The organism is Gimesia chilikensis (assembly GCF_007744075.1).
GTDB classification, from domain to species: domain Bacteria; phylum Planctomycetota; class Planctomycetia; order Planctomycetales; family Planctomycetaceae; genus Gimesia; species Gimesia chilikensis_A.
In genome coordinates this window covers 7,405,608-7,422,905 of the sequence record NZ_CP036266.1, presented here as the reverse complement: position 1 = coordinate 7,422,905, position 17,298 = coordinate 7,405,608, and the positions used below count along the sequence as shown (strand labels likewise).

The following is a 17,298-nucleotide window of genomic DNA, read 5'->3' as shown; positions in this document are numbered from 1 at the left end:
GCACACACTTTATCATGTTGGCACCACGATTGTCATTGCTGTCAAACGGGTTGAGTGAAAAATCAGGTGACAGACATAGGTCACGAACGTGATTCGAGCAAGCAGAATTTTTGGAATTGTTTGGGGATTTGGGCAAGAATGAAGAAACTTCAAATGTCAAAATGGCGATATTAGGTAGTACAGCAGTAATGGTTTTGCAAGGATGCATGGTCAAAACCTACAGGATGTGCCAATTTTACGTCCGAGTTAAATCATCACGCTGGGAGATAGAGCCTTGAGGACTTCAGGGGAAAGACAATATCGTTTAGATACCAACGCACGCCTTTCGACAATCCAGAACACCTGGGCAATGATGCTTGTTGGAGTGGCCGCTGGTCTTCTTAGTATGTATTTTGTAGTAGCACGGCCGATGCTGAGTCAGATCGGTCAGTTGCAGTCAGAGTTGGTGTCAGTCCAACAGGATATGGATAAACTGGTTGGTGCCAAAACCAGTGCCTGGCAGGTCAACAATCTGTTGACCGTACTCAATTCACAGGCCAAACAGCTCTCCGAAGCCAAAGTAGCTGTGGCAGAGATTCGCGATCTTCGAATCTTACTGGAAAAAGAAGCTGAGCAGACGGAAGAGGCGCTCGCTTCCATCCAAAAGATCGATCAGTTTCAGAAACAGGTTCTCCAGCAGGAAGGCTTAACCACCAAAGCCCGTACCGCGCTGGATGATATGCTGGCGATGCAGGATCGCCTGGCCTCACAGGAGCAGCAGGTCAAACAGACCCAGTCGACACTGGATGAAATGATCAAGCTGCAGAAGCTGGCTGCTAATCAGTCCACAGGCATCAAAGATGCTCAGACAGCCTTTAGTGAGTTTCTGAATTTCAAGCAGCAGATTGTTGATCAGTCAGAGCAGTTGGAAGTTGCCCGTACCAACAGCCAGAAGATGATCGACCTGCAGCAGAGCCTGATTTCCCAGTCAGAACCGCTGGCAGCCGCTCAGAAGCACGCTGAGCTGATGGTCTCGCTGCAGCAGACACTGACTGATGAGAATCTGAAACTGACGGAGGCTGACACCAACTTGAAATCGTTGATGGATATTCAGACGAAACTGCTGGCTGAAACGGACCGCGTGGTCGAAGCTGCTGAAACGCTGGAAGTTCTGGGAGAGCTGCAGGACAGCGTGAAAGAACAGATCGCTTCCATGCAGGGCATGCGACGCGAAATGCTCGACATTATCCTGATGGAAAGCACTGTATCGAAAGCGACCCGCATCCTGGAACCGCTGGCCGAGTTGGGTAACCTGAAGCGACTGAGCGATGCAGAAGTTCGTGAAGCAGCCCGCGTGATCATGGATCAGCGAGATACCCGCATGGGCAAAGCCACAACCCGGTTCCGTCAGATTCGTCGCGAGCCTGCTCCGGCTCGCATGACTAAGCTGACAACGCTTGACGGGAATGCCCTGTTTGGTGAAGAAGTCAAAGGTCAGGATGGTGAGATCGAAAAACTGGTCCCCAACCCTCCGACCGACAATGAGTGAACAGTCTCCTGGCTGAAAGTGGCTTGAACTAAAACAGGGCATGGATGATCCATGCCCTGTTTTGTTATTTTTACAGCTCAGGCTGAAAACTATTTGTCAGATTTAGCAGCTTCTTTCTTCGATTCCGGCTTAGAGGCTTCCGGTTTTTTATCCTCTGGTTTAGCCGCTTCTTTTTTCTCTGCCTCAGCAGGTTTCTTATCTGCTTCAGGTTTGGCCTCGGTTTTGGCTTCAGGTTTATCAGCTTTCACCGGAGGTTTTGCTTCCTTGGCAGGTTTTTCTTTCGCGGGAGCGGGTTTCTCTTTGGCAGGCTCGGCGAGTTCCGATTTGTAAGTGAGCTTACCACTTACAGGAACCGAAGCAACCTGGAAAACATCTTTCGAGAGTTCGCCCTGCACGAATACCACGAAGTGCAGTTTTTCCAGAGCAAGTGGGACACCGGTGAAGTTTGCACCGGATTTTTCCTCAAAGGCGGAGAGGTAATCGCTGATACGACCTTTGAATTCGTCCAGGTCCAGGGTTTTGGTCAGGCTCAGTTTGCCATCTTTGGCAGCGACACCCGTTGGTTCACCCAGCATCGACCGAACGATCATTTCATGCAGGTTGATGCCGTTCGGAGCTTCATAGTGAAGTTCGTCTTCGGCCAGGACGGCGACAAGGTGCAGCGGTTCTTTAATCTTATCTGTTCCGCTGACATTGGCTTCCAGTTCCAGCTTGCCATCTTTCGCAGCGGCAGAGAGTTCGATTTTGACTTCGGTGTCTGCTGAGAGTTCTGGAATCAACGCTTCGACCAGTGAGTCATAGGAAGATTCAACTTCTTCCACTCCGCCGGCTGCCCCAAAGACCTGTTGACCGTTCAGATTGATCGAAGGAGTACCACGGTGGTTGTAGTAAAAGAACCGTGCTTCGGAGTCTGAGTTGGTCAGCGGATCCGGTGCCGGAATGTGCTGGTGATAACGCAGTACGATGACTTTAGAAGCGGGGAATGAAGACTCAACTACTCCGGTGGCCAGGTCTGCTGCCACACAGGGTGGGCAGGAAGCACCGGTGAATAACTCAATCAGTGAAGTTCGATTTCCTTTTTTGAGGTCGACTTCCTTCGCTTCTTTAGATACGAAACTGTCGAGGAAGCGTTTAAAGGACTCAGCCAGGTATTTGTCCAGCCCCTCGGTGGAGCCGTGTTTCTTTTTCCAGAGTTCGGTCAGAGTCTCCCGCGGATCATCGAACTTGACTGTCTGAGGACTCTGTTTGGAAGCCGCAATCATCTGACGTTCACGGCCGGAAAGGGGAGAGCTGGCCAGGATTCCCAGATGCTCGATGGCTTTATCAATGCTGCCATGTTCTTTTTCATAGCTGACCAGTTCAGTAATCAACTCTCTGTCGTGAGGATATTTTTTCGCTTCCGATTCCAGAAGTGCACCGGCTGCTTTAATCTTTTCCGGATCTTTGGATTTCAGTCCGACACGAGCTTTAGCCAGCGCCATTTCCTGATCCCAACTGCTGAGCGGTTTGACGCCTTCTTTGACCAGCTTGTTGAACTGATCCATATATTTCGTGGCCATATCGCTGTTTTTATCAGTCCGTGCCAGCATGGACGTGATCCGCACCAGGGTGCTGGCCTCCATCCGTTTACCCCAGAGAGCAGAGGTTTCGGTATAGCGTTTAATAATATCTTCGATGGTTTTGGTATCTTTATCACTGCTCAAAGCGAAGGCCAGCAGGGGAGGAAATGCATCCAGAGCCAGCGGGAACATCTGCATCTTCTCGGTGAATTCATTCAGCGGTTTGAATGGATCTTGCGACTGCATGGCCTGGATCAGTTCCTGGGCACCGGGAGAAGGCATCGGCTCTTTGATCTTGGAGAGATCCTTTTCAATGGTGAAGAGCATCAGGGCGGGAATGCAGTTATCGTTGTTGAAACTGATATTGCCGTAGATCGCGCCACGTTCTTTATTCAGTGATCCCTCGAAGCTGAGCTGAATGAATTCCTTGCCTTTATCATCCAACAGGCTTTCCACAAATGTGACGGTCTGGTCGGTCGTCTTTGAGGAGACGATTTTGGCAGGGGCTACGTTCGGACCCTGAGAGACGATTTTGACACCCTGAAAATCGGATTTTTCTTTTTGATCTCCCTCGGCGGATTTGACTTCGGTCATGACGCGCAACAGGTAGAGTGGCATCAACTGCTGCTGCTGAGGCAGGACCAGAATCCAGTTGCCTTCAACCGTTTCCGGCATTTTGAACGCTTCGGGGTTTTCTTTCTCTTTTTCTTCAGCAGATTTGTCATCCGCTTTCGCGGTCTTATCGGCTTCAGGCATCTCAGCATCATTGGAAGCGGTTTCCGCGGGGCTGCTGTCGGCGGTTTGATTTTCACTGCCTGATTCGGAGCCTTTCTGGCAGCCAACGGTAATCATCAGCAGACAGAGTAGCAGGCTAAAGCGGGAAATCGAAAGCATATTATTCCTCGAAGGTTAAATAGAATTTGGTCAAAACTGGTGCCTATTCCGGTTTTATACGAATTCCGTACAAATGTTGATGGATATAAAGCAAAAAACGGTAATCTTCTGCAAATCGTACAGGGAACAGACGTTACGTTAAATCGTATTGGTTTACTTACTGGTAAGCAGGTTTCAAAATGGGGTCCTGAATCGACTTTTGCCACTCGATCAGCTGTTGTTCCAGCTCTGCGGCTTTGTCTTTCGATCCCGGGGGCATCCGTCGTCGTATCAGATTCCGGGTCTCGTCCGGATCTGCCTCAAGGTCATATAGTTCGTCCATGTACCGGGCCCGATAGTGTTTGACGAACTTCCATTTTTCGGTGCGGATCATTCGCATGTAGGCCAACCCGTTATTGTGCAGGTCATACTGGCCGTAAATCGCGGTTCGTTCTGGAATCGATTTGCCGAACAAAAGGGGAGAGTAATCGATTCCATGTAAGGACGCATTTTCAGGCAGGGGAAGGTCGAGTGCTCCCAGGACAAATTTGAACATGTCCACGTTAGAGACCATCTCATCGAAGCGGGTGCCCGGCTGTATCACACGTGGCCAGCGCATCACCAGCGGAACGCGGATTGAAGTGTCCCACATGTTGGGACGTTTGGGACCGGTGATTCCTCCCGCCAGCCAGTGACCGTTGCCTTTAGTACTGATGCCGTGGCGGCCGTTGTTGTAACCATGGTCGCTGGTAAAGATCACCAGGGTATTTTCCGTGAGCTGTAGCTGATCCAGTTCCTTGAGCAGGCGACCGATGTTCCGGTCCACTGAGGAAATGCTCGCATAGTATTCTTTGTTTTTCTGCTTGATCTGTTCCGGGATCAGTCCCTCGGCGATGGGCATCTCGATCTCGATGCCTTCGTAGTGGGATGAGTCCTCAGCAGGGACCGGGCCATAAGGAGTATGCGGAGCCCGGAAGTGCAGACAGAGTGCGAATGGTCTGTCTTTGGATTCCCTGACAAACTGAATCGCATTATCGACCAGTAAATCGGGCAGGGGGCCTGTCTGTTTTTCTGTTACCCCTTCGATTTCCAGAATGGGGTCCATCGGCCGGGTGCCTCCCGAAAGAAATCCCATGAAGTGGTCGTAGCCTTTTTTCCGCGGATGGAAGTCGGCCTGTTCGCCCAGGTGCCACTTTCCGATCAGGGCCGTTCGGTAACCGGCTTTCTGTAATACTGCGGGCCAGATGGGAGCATGCAACCCCGCGCCCTCGCGGGCTTCATCAGGGGAGATGTAATCTGTGATTCTCAACTCGGTAGGATAACGGCCGGAGAGGAACGTGGCCCGACTGGGGGAGCAGACCGGGGTGGCAACAAAGGCATTTGTAAAGACCGCTCCCTGCTTTCCAATCTGATCCATATAGGGAGTATGGATCTGTTTGTTTCCATACAGGCCCATGGCCCAGCGCCCCTGGTCGTCAGTGACGATGGAAATCAGGTTCGGACGCGAGGCTGCGTTGCAACATGTGGAATCGATGGCGAGGAGCAGAAACAGGAACAGCCAGAGACAGGATGCCCAGGAGATCGTTTTCATATTGATGCCTCGGTCTGTACCAATCAGATTCAACTGCCCAGTTCCTGTTTGAGATCTGCCAGCTGTTGTTGTAACTGTTCAACCACGTCGGCCATGGATGCTATCTGTTGTGACAGCTGCTGGTTGTCGGACTGCAGACGCTCTACGGCTTCTTGTAAGGCTCCCAGATCCGAGCTGGCATTGTTGACTGTAGCAACGGGAGCAGGAGTGGGGGCAGGACGCGTTTCCTCAGGCTCGCTGTCGGCTGAAGAATCGAATCCCAGCGCTTTGCCTTCGCTTTCCTTGTACCAGTTGTGATCGACTTCGATGCCGCGTCGTTCAATGCTGCCATTTGATTGTACATACTTCTGATCAAGAAGTCCCTTAAATTCCGCTCGCAACTGTTCGAGAGTCTCAATCGGCACCATGCGACTCGCCCGGCCGCGGAGTTCTCCCATCGTCTGGCGACCCCGCAGCCAGAGTTCAGTCAGGATGGCCAGTTGGGGTTCGGTAAAATTAAAACGATGACGCATGTAATGGCGGTAACGTTCTGTGCGACCACTGTCGGAATGAATTACGGCTACAAGTCCTAATTCACGCAGCGATTCCAGGGTTTCATATACTTGCGTCTCACTGTAATTGCTGATGGGATCGCGGTTGCTCTTCTGATTGCAACCGGTGGTAACTGCTTTGAGTGTCAGTGGATATTGATCGGGAGTCGTAAACGCTTTTTCCAGTAAAACCCCCAGCACGCGGCGCTGGGGTCTGGAAAGTTCAGAGATCTGCAGCAGTTCTTTATCTTCCTGTGTGGCGTCATTCATTTTTCTGTCAAAAGCCCTTTTCGAGCAGAGTGGAACGGATAGTTGGTCTAGTAGCCCTGGTTCAAGATCTGCCTGGTTGCTTCCAGGCTCCCTTGCGTTACTTTCGTCAGGAACTCGAAATCGAGTGTATCAACGGTATCGGAGGGTTGATGGTAATGCGGATTTCTTAAGAAACTGGTGTCGGTAATCATCAGTGCGGGATAACCGGCATCCCAGAACGGACTATGGTCACTTAAACGCGTGGCCTGCAGCATTTCGCCATTTTGCGGAACCTGTAAGATTTCGACCGGCAGTGTTTCCACTGTTTTGAGACCGGTTTTAAATGCTTCGATCAGCTTTCCGGAGTTCTGATTACCAACGACGGCGATAAAATCGCCCGTATCGGGATACATGCCGACGAGCTCACGTGGCAGCATCTGACTGCCTGGAGTGGGATCGCAGTAGCCCAGCATTTCCAGCGAAACCATGCCGCGCAGATCTGTCTTTTTTTCCTGGTGCAGGCGGGCGTGTTCTGCTCCACCCAGCATTCCGTTTTCTTCCAGGTCAAACGCCACCAGCTCAATACTCCACGCACCGCCTGTCTGTTGTAATTCGGGAAGCAGGCGTCCCAGTTCCAGCAGGGCAGCGACGGCACTGGTATTGTCATCCGCACCGGGCGATTCGGGACGCGTATCCAGGTGCGCGCCGATACAGAATAATGGTTTCTCCGGATCAGACAACCGGGGATGCCGGGCAATCAGGTTCTGACCTGAGAACGTGACCAGCATGGAATCCTGAGCCTGAAACGGGTGCCGTTCGATCTCCCATCCGGAGGCTTCGAGTTCCCGGATCACATACTGGCGGGCGGCTTCCAGTGCTTCACTTTCCGCGGGACGAATGGACTGGCAGAGGTCTTCACAGAGCCGCTTCAGTCGTTGAGTGTCTATATTCGTCATAATGGCTTTCGATTCCTTGCCAGGCCAGTCGATTTGAAAAAGAGAGTCCGATCTGCATGCACCGTGAGGTGGTCATCCTGCAGTCAGGAATTTTGTGATGTGTTACCTTCTGCAGCTTCGACGACGAACTGAAAATCTTTATCGTTTCGCAGTGTATTGAAGTCTGATTCCTCCGGAATCAGTTTCGTCAGACGGGGTTCCATGCGTAAAGCACGCCCCAGCCACGACAGCGCGTTGGCTTTGTCGTCCGCCAGCGCAAAATAGCAGGACAGATTGTAAAGCACAACAGGTTCGTCAGCATGATGCTGGTAGGCTTCTTCCATGATCCCGATTGCAGAGGAGAGTTGATCGGTACGTTTAAAGCACCAGGCCATCCCCATCAGCGTTGTCAGGTTTTGGGGATTTTTTTCGTAAGCGTCCTGATAAGCGTCGAGTGCCTCGGTAAACCGCTCGGCCAGTTGCAGCGACTGCCCCAGAAAACGGCAGTACTTTTCCGAGTCACGATCTTGACCGGTAATGTGAGACAGCTCACGCAGCGCCTGCACGGGCATTTCCAGCATCAGATAGCCTTCGGCCGCATTGAGATGTCGTTTCCGTCGAGATGCGGGCAGGAGTACCATGGTAAAACCTGTCAGGGATAAATAAAAAACCTTTGCCCCATTTTAATAGATCGGGCAAAGGTTTTTCTATTGTACCTGTGGCGATATTTTCCGCCTTCCGCAAAATCAGATGCTGCTAAGGATTCTCAGGCAGCGATGGTCTGCCAGGCTTTAAAGCCGCCGACCAGATCGATGATATTGTCAAATCCCTGTTTTTCCAGCAGGCTGGCGGCAATCGAAGAACGATAGCCTCCCTGGCAGTGGACGATCACGGTCTGGTCCCGGGGGATCTCAGACAGATGCTCTGCCAGGTGATTTAAGGGGATGTTGATGCTGTTCTCAATATGCCCTGTATTCCATTCAGCGGGCGTGCGAATATCGATAATGGTGACCTGCTCGTCCAGTTCCTGCATGGCCTGGGCAGAAATCCGCCTGGTTTGAGAGACCAGTTCAGGGTGGTCCTGAAGGCTGTTGAGGCCGTCTTTCAGGAATCCTTTTACGTGGTCAAAACCAATCCGTCCCAGGCGGATGATTGCTTCTTCGATCTGATCTTCTTCACTGGCAATCACCACGATGGGGGCCTGCTTATCCAGCATCGTACCTGCCCAGGTGGCGTAGCGACCTTCCAGACCGATATTGATGCTGCCTTTAAGATGGCCTGCTGCGAATTCGGCGGCATCTCGGACGTCGATCACCTGTGTTCCGCTGTTGAGCATCTGCTGTACTTCAACGAGCGAGTAGGCATGCCAGGCGGCTTTGATGCTTTCATCCAGGGTCTGACGTTCCTTGCGATTGAGAATCGCATCGTGCACAAAGTACTGAGGTGCTTCCGGTAGATCGGTGGTCACCATGTCAATAAAGGCGGCTTTGCTCATTGGCTGCAGGGCGTAATTATAGCGCCGCTGCTCACCGAGTGTGGTGACCGCTTCACTGCTGAGCTGTTTTCCACACATGGAGCCCGCCCCATGCGCTGGATAGACCAGAGTTTCATCAGGCAGCTTCAGAATCTTCTCATGGAGAGAGTCATACAACATGCCTCCCAATTCCTCGGCGGTGACACCCAGAGAAGCCAGCAGGTCAGGGCGACCAACGTCTCCCAGGAAGAGGGTGTCTCCTGTCAGAATCATTTTGGGCTGATCCGGATTTTCATTCAGGTCATACACGACCAGCGAGATGCCTTCCGGCGTGTGCCCCGGGGTTTCCATGGTTGTGATTTTCACAGAACCCATCAGTACTTCATCACCTTCCGAGAGGGACTGGTGAGGGAATTCTGCTGCGCCCCTGCTGCCCAGATAGATCTGAGCGCCTACGGCTTTCTGCAGTTCGATGTGACCGGCGATGAAATCGGCGTGGAAGTGAGTCAAGATCACGTGCTTGATTTGCAGGCCGTGCTCTTTCGCATCTTCGAGGTAGATCTCAATATCACGTTGGGGGTCGACGACAACCGCGTCGCCCGTTTCTTCATCGGCAATCATGTAAGATGCCAGCGACAGACAATCCAGATAGTAACGTTGAAAGAACATTGCAGGTCCCTCCGCTTTTAAGCTGCTTTTTGACATTGTTGCTGTTCACAGCCGGAAACCTGATTCCAGGGCATTTTGGCGAGTACCATCGCCATCCCACAGGTATCAGTAATGCCGGCAAACATTAATCCTGCCCCGACGAACGCCGAGATCCCACTGAACCAGGGGTTAACGAACATGCCCAGCATGGCACCGGTAAAGACCAGGAAACCAGCTGCAATCCGAACCTGACGCTCCAGGGAAATAGTTTTCTTACCACGTTCAACGGGCAACCCCTGTGCTTCCCAGGCTTTGGTGCCCCCTTCGACGCTGACTACGTTCGGGCAGCCTGCATCAATCAGTTTCTGGCAGGCGCGGGACGAACGGTTGCCGCTCTGACAGATAATGTAGACCGGCTCGTCTGTGCTGCCGTTTGTCAGCTCTTCAATATGGTCTGTCCCGATCTTGTCCAGGGGGATGTTGCGGGCGATTGTAGCGTGGACTTCCCGGAATTCCGCAGGAGTCCGTACGTCGATAACTGCAACGTCCTGTTGACTGTGCAGTCGGGCCAGTGCTTCCGGTGTGATGGTTTTGACTTCTGCCATGATTGATACCTCGTAATGTCGTGAATATACGATATGTTGTTGTAAAAAAATGCTCAGGACTGGAAAAAACGTCCTTCGATGCAATCCATGATCTTGTTTAAATGAGGCTCGGCCACACTATAGTAGACGCTCCGGCCTTCCCGTTCACTCACAAAGAAACCACAGCGCTGCATCAGCCGCAGATGCTCTGAAGCAACGTTGCTGGGAATTCCACAGTCTTCAGCCAACTCACCCACGGTGTACCGTCCGCGCAGAAGCAACTGCACGATACGGATACGGGCCGGGTGTGCCAGAACCTTCAGGCATTCAGCTGCCTGTTCCAGTGCGGGGCCATCATAATTGGGAGTTTCTTTCAGTTTCATAATCTTACCTCATGTATATAATATCGTGATGTTACGATATGTCAATGAGGATTCTTTGAGATTTTTCAGCCGATTCTCAGCAGATAAATTCACTTCTGAGTCATTGAATCTTCATAAATATATGCAACAATAAGACTTTACGTCAATAAATATAAAACCGGCACCGGCAGAAGAGGTGATTCCATGTCCCCAATCAAACCTGACTCCCGAATTTCATTAGGCAGACGTGCTTTTCTCCAGCAGGGAGCCCTGGTTCTAGGCGGACTGACTGCAGCGCCGTTGGGGCAACTGGCGGCTGCCGCTGATCAGAAACAAAGGGGCGCCGTCCGGGTGGGGCTGGTTACGGACCTGCACTACGCAGATAAGCCACCGGGCGGCTCGCGTCACTATCGGGAAACTTTGAAGAAACTGGACGAAGCAGTTACTCAGTTTAAGAAAGACGAGCCTGACTTCGTGGTCTTCCATGGCGATCTGATCGATTCCGGCAAATCGCTGGAGCAGGAGAAGCAACATCTGCAGACCATTGTTACAGCCATCGATGCCATTCCCTACCCGCGACATTTTGTGCTGGGGAATCATTGTGTCGACCAGCTGACCAAAGCAGAGTTCCTGAAAGGGGTGGGCCAGAAGGAGTCCTATTTCTCCTTTGATCGGGGCGGCTATCACTTTGTTGTGCTCGATTCCTGTTTCAAAAGCGATGGTACACCTTACGGGCGTCACAATTTCAAATGGACTGATGCTAATATGCCTGCCTCTGAATTGAAGTGGCTCAAGGATGATCTCCAGCAGACAAAGCTGCCGACCATCGTCTTTGTACATCAGCCGCTCGATCTGAAAGACACGGATGCCCACGCCGTCAAGAATTCTTCGGAAGTCCGTAAGGTCCTGGAATCAGCGGGCAATGTCGCTGCGGTCTTTCAGGGGCACAGTCACCGGAATAAATACTCAGAAATTGGTGGTATCCATTACTGCACAATGGTGGCAATGGTGGAAGGTTCAGGACCGACAAATAACGGGTACAGCACCCTGGATGTCTATGCTGACGGCTCACTGATGCTCAACGGATTTCGCAAGCAGCAGGATTATCACTGGAGCTGAGAACGGCTCTGACCCGGGAAATCGAAGCAGACCATTGTTGCACCACGGTCTGAGATGCGTATAAGATGGATGAATCAACGATCCTACATCTGTCTGATTCTTCAGGAGCTTATTATGCGCCGTTCAGCCCCCGTGGTCTTATTCTCGCTGTTTATTCTTGGTTGTCTGACCAGCGCTGTGTCCAGTGCAGCTGCAGCCGACAAACAGCCCCCCAACATTGTCTTCATTATCGCTGATGACCTGGGCTACAAAGAACTGGGTTGTTACGGCCAGAAATATATCAAGACGCCGAATATCGACAAGCTTGCCAAAGACGGAATCCGTTTCACCCAGTTCTATTCGGGAAATGCGGTCTGTGCCCCTTCCCGTTGCAACCTGATGACCGGCAAACATCCGGGACATGCCTATGTGCGGAATAACGGCAAGCCTGACTATGTGCAGGACATGAAAGAGAAAGAGGGCTGGGAGTATCCGGGGCAGCATCCGATTCCCGATGCCGAAGTCACCATCGCAGAGATGCTCAAACAGAAACAATATGCCACCGGTGCCATGGGCAAGTGGGGGCTGGGGCACTTCGGGACGACCGGAGACCCGAATAAGCAGGGCTTCGATCTGTTTTACGGCTTCAACTGCCAGGTGCATGCCCACAATCACTATCCCCGCTTCCTCTGGCGGAATCACACCAAAGAAACGCTGCCGGGCAACGACCGGACTTTGAATGGCGAAACCTATTCGCAGGACAAATTTGTCGAAGTCGGAATGGAATTCATTCGTGAAAACAAAGATCGTCCCTTCTTCCTGTATCTGCCGTTCGCGGTTCCGCACCTGGCGATCCAGGCACCGGAGGAATCGGTAGCAGAATACCGGGGTAAAATTCCGGAAGAGGATTATAAACATCGCGGATACATCAAACGCCCCGATCCCCGCGCCGGTTATGCAGCCATGATCACACACATGGACAAAGGCGTTGGCCAGATCATGAATCTGCTCAAAGAATTAAATCTGGATGACAATACCGTGGTCTTTTTCACTTCTGACAACGGCCCGACATACGATCGCCTGGGCGGATCTGATTCGGTCTTCTTTGAATCGGCAGGCCCCTGGCGCGGGTTCAAGGGCAGTCTATATGAAGGGGGAATCCGTGTGCCACTGGTGGTTCGCTGGCCGGGACACATTCCTGAAGGTGATGTGACCGACCATCTCTCCGCGTTCTGGGATGTCATGCCCACCATCGCACAGCTGACGGGAACCAAAGCACCTGCCGACATTGATGGCATCAGCTTCGTACCGACCCTGCTGGGCAAACCGCAGGAGCAGAAGCAGCACGAGTATCTCTACTGGGAGTTTCCGGCTTACACGGGACAGCAGGCGGTTCACATGGGTGACTGGAAAGGTGTGCGTCAGAATCTGTTGCGAAAGAAAAATCCGCAGATGAAGATCGAACTCTACAACCTCAAAGATGATCCGGGCGAACAACACGACGTGGCTGATCAGCATCCGGAAGTCGTGGCCCGCATCAAATCCATTATGAAAACGGGCCGTACTCCGTCAAAGATGTTTCCGTTTCCGGCACTGGATCAGCAGTGATCGACTCTGTGATACTGTCTGACCGGTTTACCGGGAAACTTCTTTAATCCAGCTGAACACGCTGTCCCCGATCTGCAGGTAACCATTGCTGGCTGGGTGGACAGCGTTGTTCTGACGCAGTGTTTCCTCTGTGGTGTGGGAGTTCCAGGGAACTCGCTTCGCGGGATAGTTGTGCACGCAGTCAAGGTTCAGGTGTGTCGGTACCAGGTAGATCTGTTCTGCTTCCTTGCCACCATAATGTTTCAGCATCCGTTCCGCGACATAGTGCTGATTACGCTTGTACTGCCAGCGTGTCTGCTGCCGACCATTGGTGGTACCGAACGCATCCTGGCTGGCGGCTGGCGGAACGGGCAGCATGAAACCGATTTTGGTCTTTGGATTAAAATCGTGAATCATCTTGACCAGAATATCCAGATGCTTGACCATCGTGTCCGTGCGTTCTTCAATGCTCTCATCCGTGGCTGAATAGACATCGTTGGGGCCGAGGAAAATTGTGACCAGGTCAGGCGCGTTGCCGTCATTGAACTCTTTGCAGTAACGGGGAAAGTCGAGTTGCGGCTTCCCGTATTCATCGGCATACAGGAATGGGCTGCCTCGTTCGCGGTAATTTCCCTGGCGGGCATTTTCCTTGAAGTGGGTTGCAAAACGGACCGCAGTCCAGCCGCCGTAACCTTCGTGTCGCACATTCGCTTCATTGCTCGGGTTGTGAGAACCGATCAGTTTCAGTTTAGGGCCCTGGAATTTTTCGCTCAGTTCAAATACGTGTCGGGGATAAACCGAATTGTGGGTCAGGCTGTCCCCGATCATCAGCAGACTGGTTGGCTTATCTTTACCGGCCGCTGTGGGGACGACCCGCAGGCGTGATTCCTGGGACGCGATGATCTTGTTGTTCTGATCCAGCACGTTCAGCTTGAACTTGTAATCGCCGATCTCTTTTTCGTCGGGCGTGTAAGTCCAGCGTTCCTGCTGCAGATGTCCCCGGTTACAGTGCACGTCAAATACGTAGTTCCCAGGGTTGATCGTCAGCGACACATTGTCAAAGTAGACACTGGTTTCAATTCCGGGGATTGCGTAAATGATGGGAGGCAGGATCAAGCGTAACGGATCTTGAAATTCTGCTTCCGCGGCGGGCTGAGATTCCGGGGCTGGTTTGGCAGGTTCATCAGTCAGGGCGAGTGACGGGACCGCCAGGATTAAAAGACTCAAGAGAGTAGTCAGACGAAGTAGAGTGTTCATGCTGGTTCCATCAAAGGGTGAGTTCAGGTGGCGAGTCTTGGAGTGTGGTGTTTGAGGTTAACCGACCCAGATCGGGCTGGACCAGGCGAGTTGTCCGTTGTTTTGTGTCACGCGTACGTAATACCAGTCGGTTGAGTTTGCATCGGGGCGCTGATCCTGCCAGCGGATTTGAGCCGAATATTCGCTCTGACCAACCAGGCGATGTACGATATAGCTTTCACTGGTAAATACGCCCGTGAATTCCACGACATTGTCGTCGATCAGATCCTGCAGTTTGGCACTGATGGTTTTCTCGTATGGTTTGCGAATCTGCAGTGTGAGCACGGTGTCGGGCGTGCCTTCGATTTCGGTGACGACGGCCTTGGTGGGATCCTCGGCGTAGCAGTTGACGCGTGTGGTGTTCGAATCGAGGCGAAGTTCCTGATTCGAAACGACTTTGAGTTTATCACGCAGCTTTTCATTAAAGGGCGCTGACTGGAAGCAGGGGATCGCGCGGGTGAAACGACCGCCGTCCAGTTTGATGGTCATATCCCAATAACAGGTGCGGCCCATCGCCAGATCCGCCCAGGGACCCCAGCCGTATTGCAGACGGCATTTCACTTTGCCGGGCAGAATCGGTTTATCATCCAGGTGATCTTCGGGGAAATGACGTTCAATGACTTTGCCGTTGCGAATCAATTCGACCTTGGCGATCGCGTCTTCGCCCTGTACGCGAACGTCGATCTGACGATCGGTGGTTGCAGGCACATCGCTGCCCATCGGGTGACCGTTCAGCGAAACTTCGAGTGCAATTCGGTCTCCCGTGGCGGCATAAGTGCGGCGGGCGCGAATCGCTTCCATCAGCGAACGCGAAGAGAGATCTTCTGCCCAGACACCCAGCACCCCTTCGCCGTATGCACCGGGATAGCCCAGGTGATCATCGGACGAAGCGACAAAGCCAAAGCGCATTCCTTTCTGCAATTGGGGGACAATCATGTTCGATGCGGAACGCCCCCCATTACTGTGGCGGATCATTGGGAAAGGGCTGCGGTCGGTTTCTGTGCAGCCATGTTCAGAAAAGACTTCCACTACGGGAGAGGCTCCTGGTCGGAAATGCTTGAAGTTCGCACCGCGCCAGCCCTGCTTGTAACCCACGTGATGCGGAATCGCCAGTGCCTGATTCCCTTCCGCGAAGTCGAGTAGTTTCTCGACATGGTTCGGCAGGAACAGTTCAGGCTGGTCCTCGGGGAAGATCATGCAGTAGTCGCCGAACTGGCTGGAGTGCCATTCGTAGCCCAGAAACGCCACGAAGTCGTCGGAGTTCGCATCCTGAATCAACTGTCGGGTCTTGGGCCAGTGTTTGGAGTGGACTTCGAATCCGTTGACCCATTTCATGTGACGGTTGCCCGGCATCTTGGGCATATCATGCCAGGAAGCGTGTCCGGTGAAAGCGAAGAAATCGAGGTGTTCCTGTGCCAGGTCAATGGAACGTTCCAGTGATCCTTTTGCATAACCGACGGCGTTGTGATTATGTAAATCGCCCCAGAACAACTGATACTTCTTTTGAGTCCCCGCTCCCTGGAGTTCAGAGTTCACACGCAGTCCAGACAGCGCTGTTGCCGCCATGGTTTCACCCAGAAACGTGCGTCGGTTAATTTGAGGTTGATCAGTCATGATTTTCTTAGCTTCATTTAGTCAGAAGTTGAGTCGAAAAAAGAGGGACAGGTGAGTGACCTGTCCCTCAGAAAGCCTGATCGAAGGCGTTTTTACTTGTTGCCGAGGCAATACAGTTTATCAGTCATCTTCAGATAGATCTTACCATCCGAGAAGACCGGTGTGGCCAGGGCCATACCTTCCAGTGGGTTTTCGGAAACGAGCTTGAATTCGTCTCCCTGTTCCACAACCATGGTGGTTCCGTCTTCGCGGGTTACATAAATATGTCCGTCCGCCAGAATCGGAGAGGCACTGAATTTATGACGGCTGCGTGGCAGGCGTCCTTCCCAGATCTGTTTTCCCGTCTTGATGTCGAAGCAGAGCACTTCACCTTTATCCGAACAGACGTAGAAGCGACCGTTAATAGCAGCTGGGGTCGGAACATCCGAGAAGGCGCCTTTGCCTTCCCCTTCTTTCGTCCAGACTACATTGGATTTTGTGACATCTCCCTGTCCACCGAGTTTGATTCCGGTGAGTGAACCACCGCGGGCATAGGGAGCGATCAGATAGCCATCGCTGATCACGGGGGATGAAATCGAGCGGAAGTATTCATGCTGAGTGGGGTTCAGTCCCCCCACGCGCCAGATTTCTTTACCGTTCTGTGCATCGTGGGCGGTGACATGGTCGGCTCCCAGAACGTAGATGATTTCTTTACCATTCTGTTTGGCGACTACCGGAGTCGTGTAACTCTGATTGGCTTCTTTCGGGGCATCCAGGTTGCGGCTCTGTTTCCAGACTTCTTTGCCAGTCGCTTTATCGAAAGCGGCGATGTAGGAATTGTCGCTCTGGATGCAGGCGATCACAACCAGGTTGTCGGTTAAGACGGGCGAGGTACCCAGGTCCCACCAGAGGGTGTCTTCGCCATATTCTTTCTGCAGGTTTTTCTGCCAGACGATTTTTCCTTCTTTTGTCAGGCAGGCCAGATCCCCGCTCTTGAAGTAACCGAAGATGAACTGGTCATCGACTGCAGGCGAGGGGCTGCTGCCGCTCCCTTTTTTGTGCTTGCCGGCACGTTCGGTTCCGAAGTCGGTGTGCCATTTTTCTTTCCCGGTGTTCTTGTCGAGACAGATCACCCGATTCTTACCTTCTGAGTTTGTGGTCAGAAACAGGTCATCGCCCCAGATCACGGGAGTCGATCCACTGGGCCCGGGGAATTTGACTTCCCAGAGAATATTTTTGGAGCTGTCCCATTCAACAGGATAACCGCTACCTTCAGCGACGCCATTCGAATTCGGACCACGCCAGCCGGGCCAGTTGCCCGCATAGGTGGGGGCGGCAATGAACAGGGAGAGTAAGGCAGTCGCCAGTAAAGCTTTCATTCTGATTACCTC

At 52.4% G+C, this 17,298-nt stretch carries 14 protein-coding genes; 3 read left to right on the top strand and 11 right to left on the bottom strand.

Annotated elements, in window-relative coordinates:
* The first annotated feature begins 385 nt into the window (after window positions 1–385).
* Entirely contained in the window at window positions 386–1,528 is a 1,143-nt protein-coding gene (locus HG66A1_RS28035; RefSeq protein ID WP_145192158.1) for a hypothetical protein, read from the top strand.
* An 89-nt stretch (window positions 1,529–1,617) separates the two neighbouring features.
* Here the strand turns inward: HG66A1_RS28035 and HG66A1_RS32245 are convergent, their stop codons facing one another.
* The 8 genes from HG66A1_RS32245 to HG66A1_RS27995 all read right to left on the bottom strand — a co-directional run bounded on the left by HG66A1_RS32245 (window position 1,618) and on the right by HG66A1_RS27995 (window position 10,354).
* On the bottom strand, window positions 1,618–3,981 hold the full coding sequence (locus HG66A1_RS32245; RefSeq protein WP_197996847.1) for a hypothetical protein: 2,364 nt from the start codon (window positions 3,979–3,981) through the stop codon (window positions 1,618–1,620).
* 157 nt (window positions 3,982–4,138) lie between these two features.
* Window positions 4,139–5,584, bottom strand: coding sequence for a sulfatase (locus tag HG66A1_RS28025; RefSeq protein WP_232106689.1), 1,446 nt, complete (start codon window positions 5,582–5,584; stop codon window positions 4,139–4,141).
* On the bottom strand, window positions 5,581–6,351 hold the full coding sequence (locus HG66A1_RS28020; RefSeq protein ID WP_145192155.1) for a DUF480 domain-containing protein: 771 nt from the start codon (window positions 6,349–6,351) through the stop codon (window positions 5,581–5,583). The genes HG66A1_RS28025 and HG66A1_RS28020 overlap by 4 nt, the downstream gene beginning before the upstream one ends.
* 47 nt (window positions 6,352–6,398) lie before the next feature.
* Window positions 6,399–7,286: a M28 family peptidase gene (locus tag HG66A1_RS28015; RefSeq protein WP_145192151.1), complete on the bottom strand. Its 888-nt coding sequence runs from the start codon at window positions 7,284–7,286 to the stop codon at window positions 6,399–6,401.
* An 83-nt stretch (window positions 7,287–7,369) separates the two neighbouring features.
* A complete protein-coding gene (locus tag HG66A1_RS28010) occupies window positions 7,370–7,906 on the bottom strand; it encodes a tetratricopeptide repeat protein (RefSeq protein ID WP_145192148.1) in 537 nt (178 codons plus the stop codon).
* Window positions 7,907–8,031: 125 nt separating this feature from the next.
* Window positions 8,032–9,408, bottom strand: coding sequence for an MBL fold metallo-hydrolase (locus HG66A1_RS28005; RefSeq protein WP_145192146.1), 1,377 nt, complete (start codon window positions 9,406–9,408; stop codon window positions 8,032–8,034).
* Window positions 9,409–9,425: 17 nt separating this feature from the next.
* Window positions 9,426–9,992, bottom strand: a complete 567-nt coding sequence (locus HG66A1_RS28000; RefSeq protein WP_145192142.1) for a rhodanese-like domain-containing protein — start codon at window positions 9,990–9,992, stop codon at window positions 9,426–9,428.
* A gap of 53 nt (window positions 9,993–10,045) precedes the next feature.
* Window positions 10,046–10,354, bottom strand: a complete 309-nt coding sequence (locus HG66A1_RS27995) for an ArsR/SmtB family transcription factor (protein ID WP_145192139.1) — start codon at window positions 10,352–10,354, stop codon at window positions 10,046–10,048.
* Between the two features lie 183 nt (window positions 10,355–10,537).
* Between HG66A1_RS27995 and HG66A1_RS27990 the strand changes: the two genes are divergently transcribed.
* Window positions 10,538–11,452 (top strand): metallophosphoesterase family protein, encoded by a 915-nt coding sequence (locus HG66A1_RS27990; RefSeq protein WP_145192137.1) that lies wholly within the window; start codon window positions 10,538–10,540, stop codon window positions 11,450–11,452.
* Between the two features lie 114 nt (window positions 11,453–11,566).
* Window positions 11,567–13,039, top strand: coding sequence for an arylsulfatase (locus HG66A1_RS27985; protein WP_197996846.1), 1,473 nt, complete (start codon window positions 11,567–11,569; stop codon window positions 13,037–13,039).
* 27 nt (window positions 13,040–13,066) lie between these two features.
* Here the strand turns inward: HG66A1_RS27985 and HG66A1_RS27980 are convergent, their stop codons facing one another.
* The 3 genes from HG66A1_RS27980 to HG66A1_RS27970 all read right to left on the bottom strand — a co-directional run bounded on the left by HG66A1_RS27980 (window position 13,067) and on the right by HG66A1_RS27970 (window position 17,286).
* On the bottom strand, window positions 13,067–14,275 hold the full coding sequence (locus tag HG66A1_RS27980) for an SGNH/GDSL hydrolase family protein (protein WP_145192131.1): 1,209 nt from the start codon (window positions 14,273–14,275) through the stop codon (window positions 13,067–13,069).
* 57 nt (window positions 14,276–14,332) lie between these two features.
* A complete protein-coding gene (locus HG66A1_RS27975) occupies window positions 14,333–15,928 on the bottom strand; it encodes a hypothetical protein (protein ID WP_145192128.1) in 1,596 nt (531 codons plus the stop codon).
* A gap of 92 nt (window positions 15,929–16,020) precedes the next feature.
* Window positions 16,021–17,286: a PQQ-binding-like beta-propeller repeat protein gene (locus HG66A1_RS27970; RefSeq protein WP_145192125.1), complete on the bottom strand. Its 1,266-nt coding sequence runs from the start codon at window positions 17,284–17,286 to the stop codon at window positions 16,021–16,023.
* Window positions 17,287–17,298: the final 12 nt, after the last annotated feature.

What these genes read in the sequence shown, in the direction of transcription:
- HG66A1_RS28035 (WP_145192158.1), top strand. Translation starts at nt 386, where the DNA reads ATGTATTTTGTAGTAGCACGGCCGATGCTGAGTCAGATCGGTCAGTTG.
- HG66A1_RS32245 (WP_197996847.1), bottom strand. Translation starts at nt 3,981, where the DNA reads ATGCTTTCGATTTCCCGCTTTAGCCTGCTACTCTGTCTGCTGATGATT.
- HG66A1_RS28020 (WP_145192155.1), bottom strand. Translation starts at nt 6,351, where the DNA reads ATGAATGACGCCACACAGGAAGATAAAGAACTGCTGCAGATCTCTGAA.
- HG66A1_RS28015 (WP_145192151.1), bottom strand. Translation starts at nt 7,286, where the DNA reads ATGACGAATATAGACACTCAACGACTGAAGCGGCTCTGTGAAGACCTC.
- HG66A1_RS28010 (WP_145192148.1), bottom strand. Translation starts at nt 7,906, where the DNA reads ATGGTACTCCTGCCCGCATCTCGACGGAAACGACATCTCAATGCGGCC.
- HG66A1_RS28005 (WP_145192146.1), bottom strand. Translation starts at nt 9,408, where the DNA reads ATGTTCTTTCAACGTTACTATCTGGATTGTCTGTCGCTGGCATCTTAC.
- HG66A1_RS28000 (WP_145192142.1), bottom strand. Translation starts at nt 9,992, where the DNA reads ATGGCAGAAGTCAAAACCATCACACCGGAAGCACTGGCCCGACTGCAC.
- HG66A1_RS27995 (WP_145192139.1), bottom strand. Translation starts at nt 10,354, where the DNA reads ATGAAACTGAAAGAAACTCCCAATTATGATGGCCCCGCACTGGAACAG.
- HG66A1_RS27990 (WP_145192137.1), top strand. Translation starts at nt 10,538, where the DNA reads ATGTCCCCAATCAAACCTGACTCCCGAATTTCATTAGGCAGACGTGCT.
- HG66A1_RS27985 (WP_197996846.1), top strand. Translation starts at nt 11,567, where the DNA reads ATGCGCCGTTCAGCCCCCGTGGTCTTATTCTCGCTGTTTATTCTTGGT.
- HG66A1_RS27980 (WP_145192131.1), bottom strand. Translation starts at nt 14,275, where the DNA reads ATGAACACTCTACTTCGTCTGACTACTCTCTTGAGTCTTTTAATCCTG.
- HG66A1_RS27975 (WP_145192128.1), bottom strand. Translation starts at nt 15,928, where the DNA reads ATGACTGATCAACCTCAAATTAACCGACGCACGTTTCTGGGTGAAACC.
- HG66A1_RS27970 (WP_145192125.1), bottom strand. Translation starts at nt 17,286, where the DNA reads ATGAAAGCTTTACTGGCGACTGCCTTACTCTCCCTGTTCATTGCCGCC.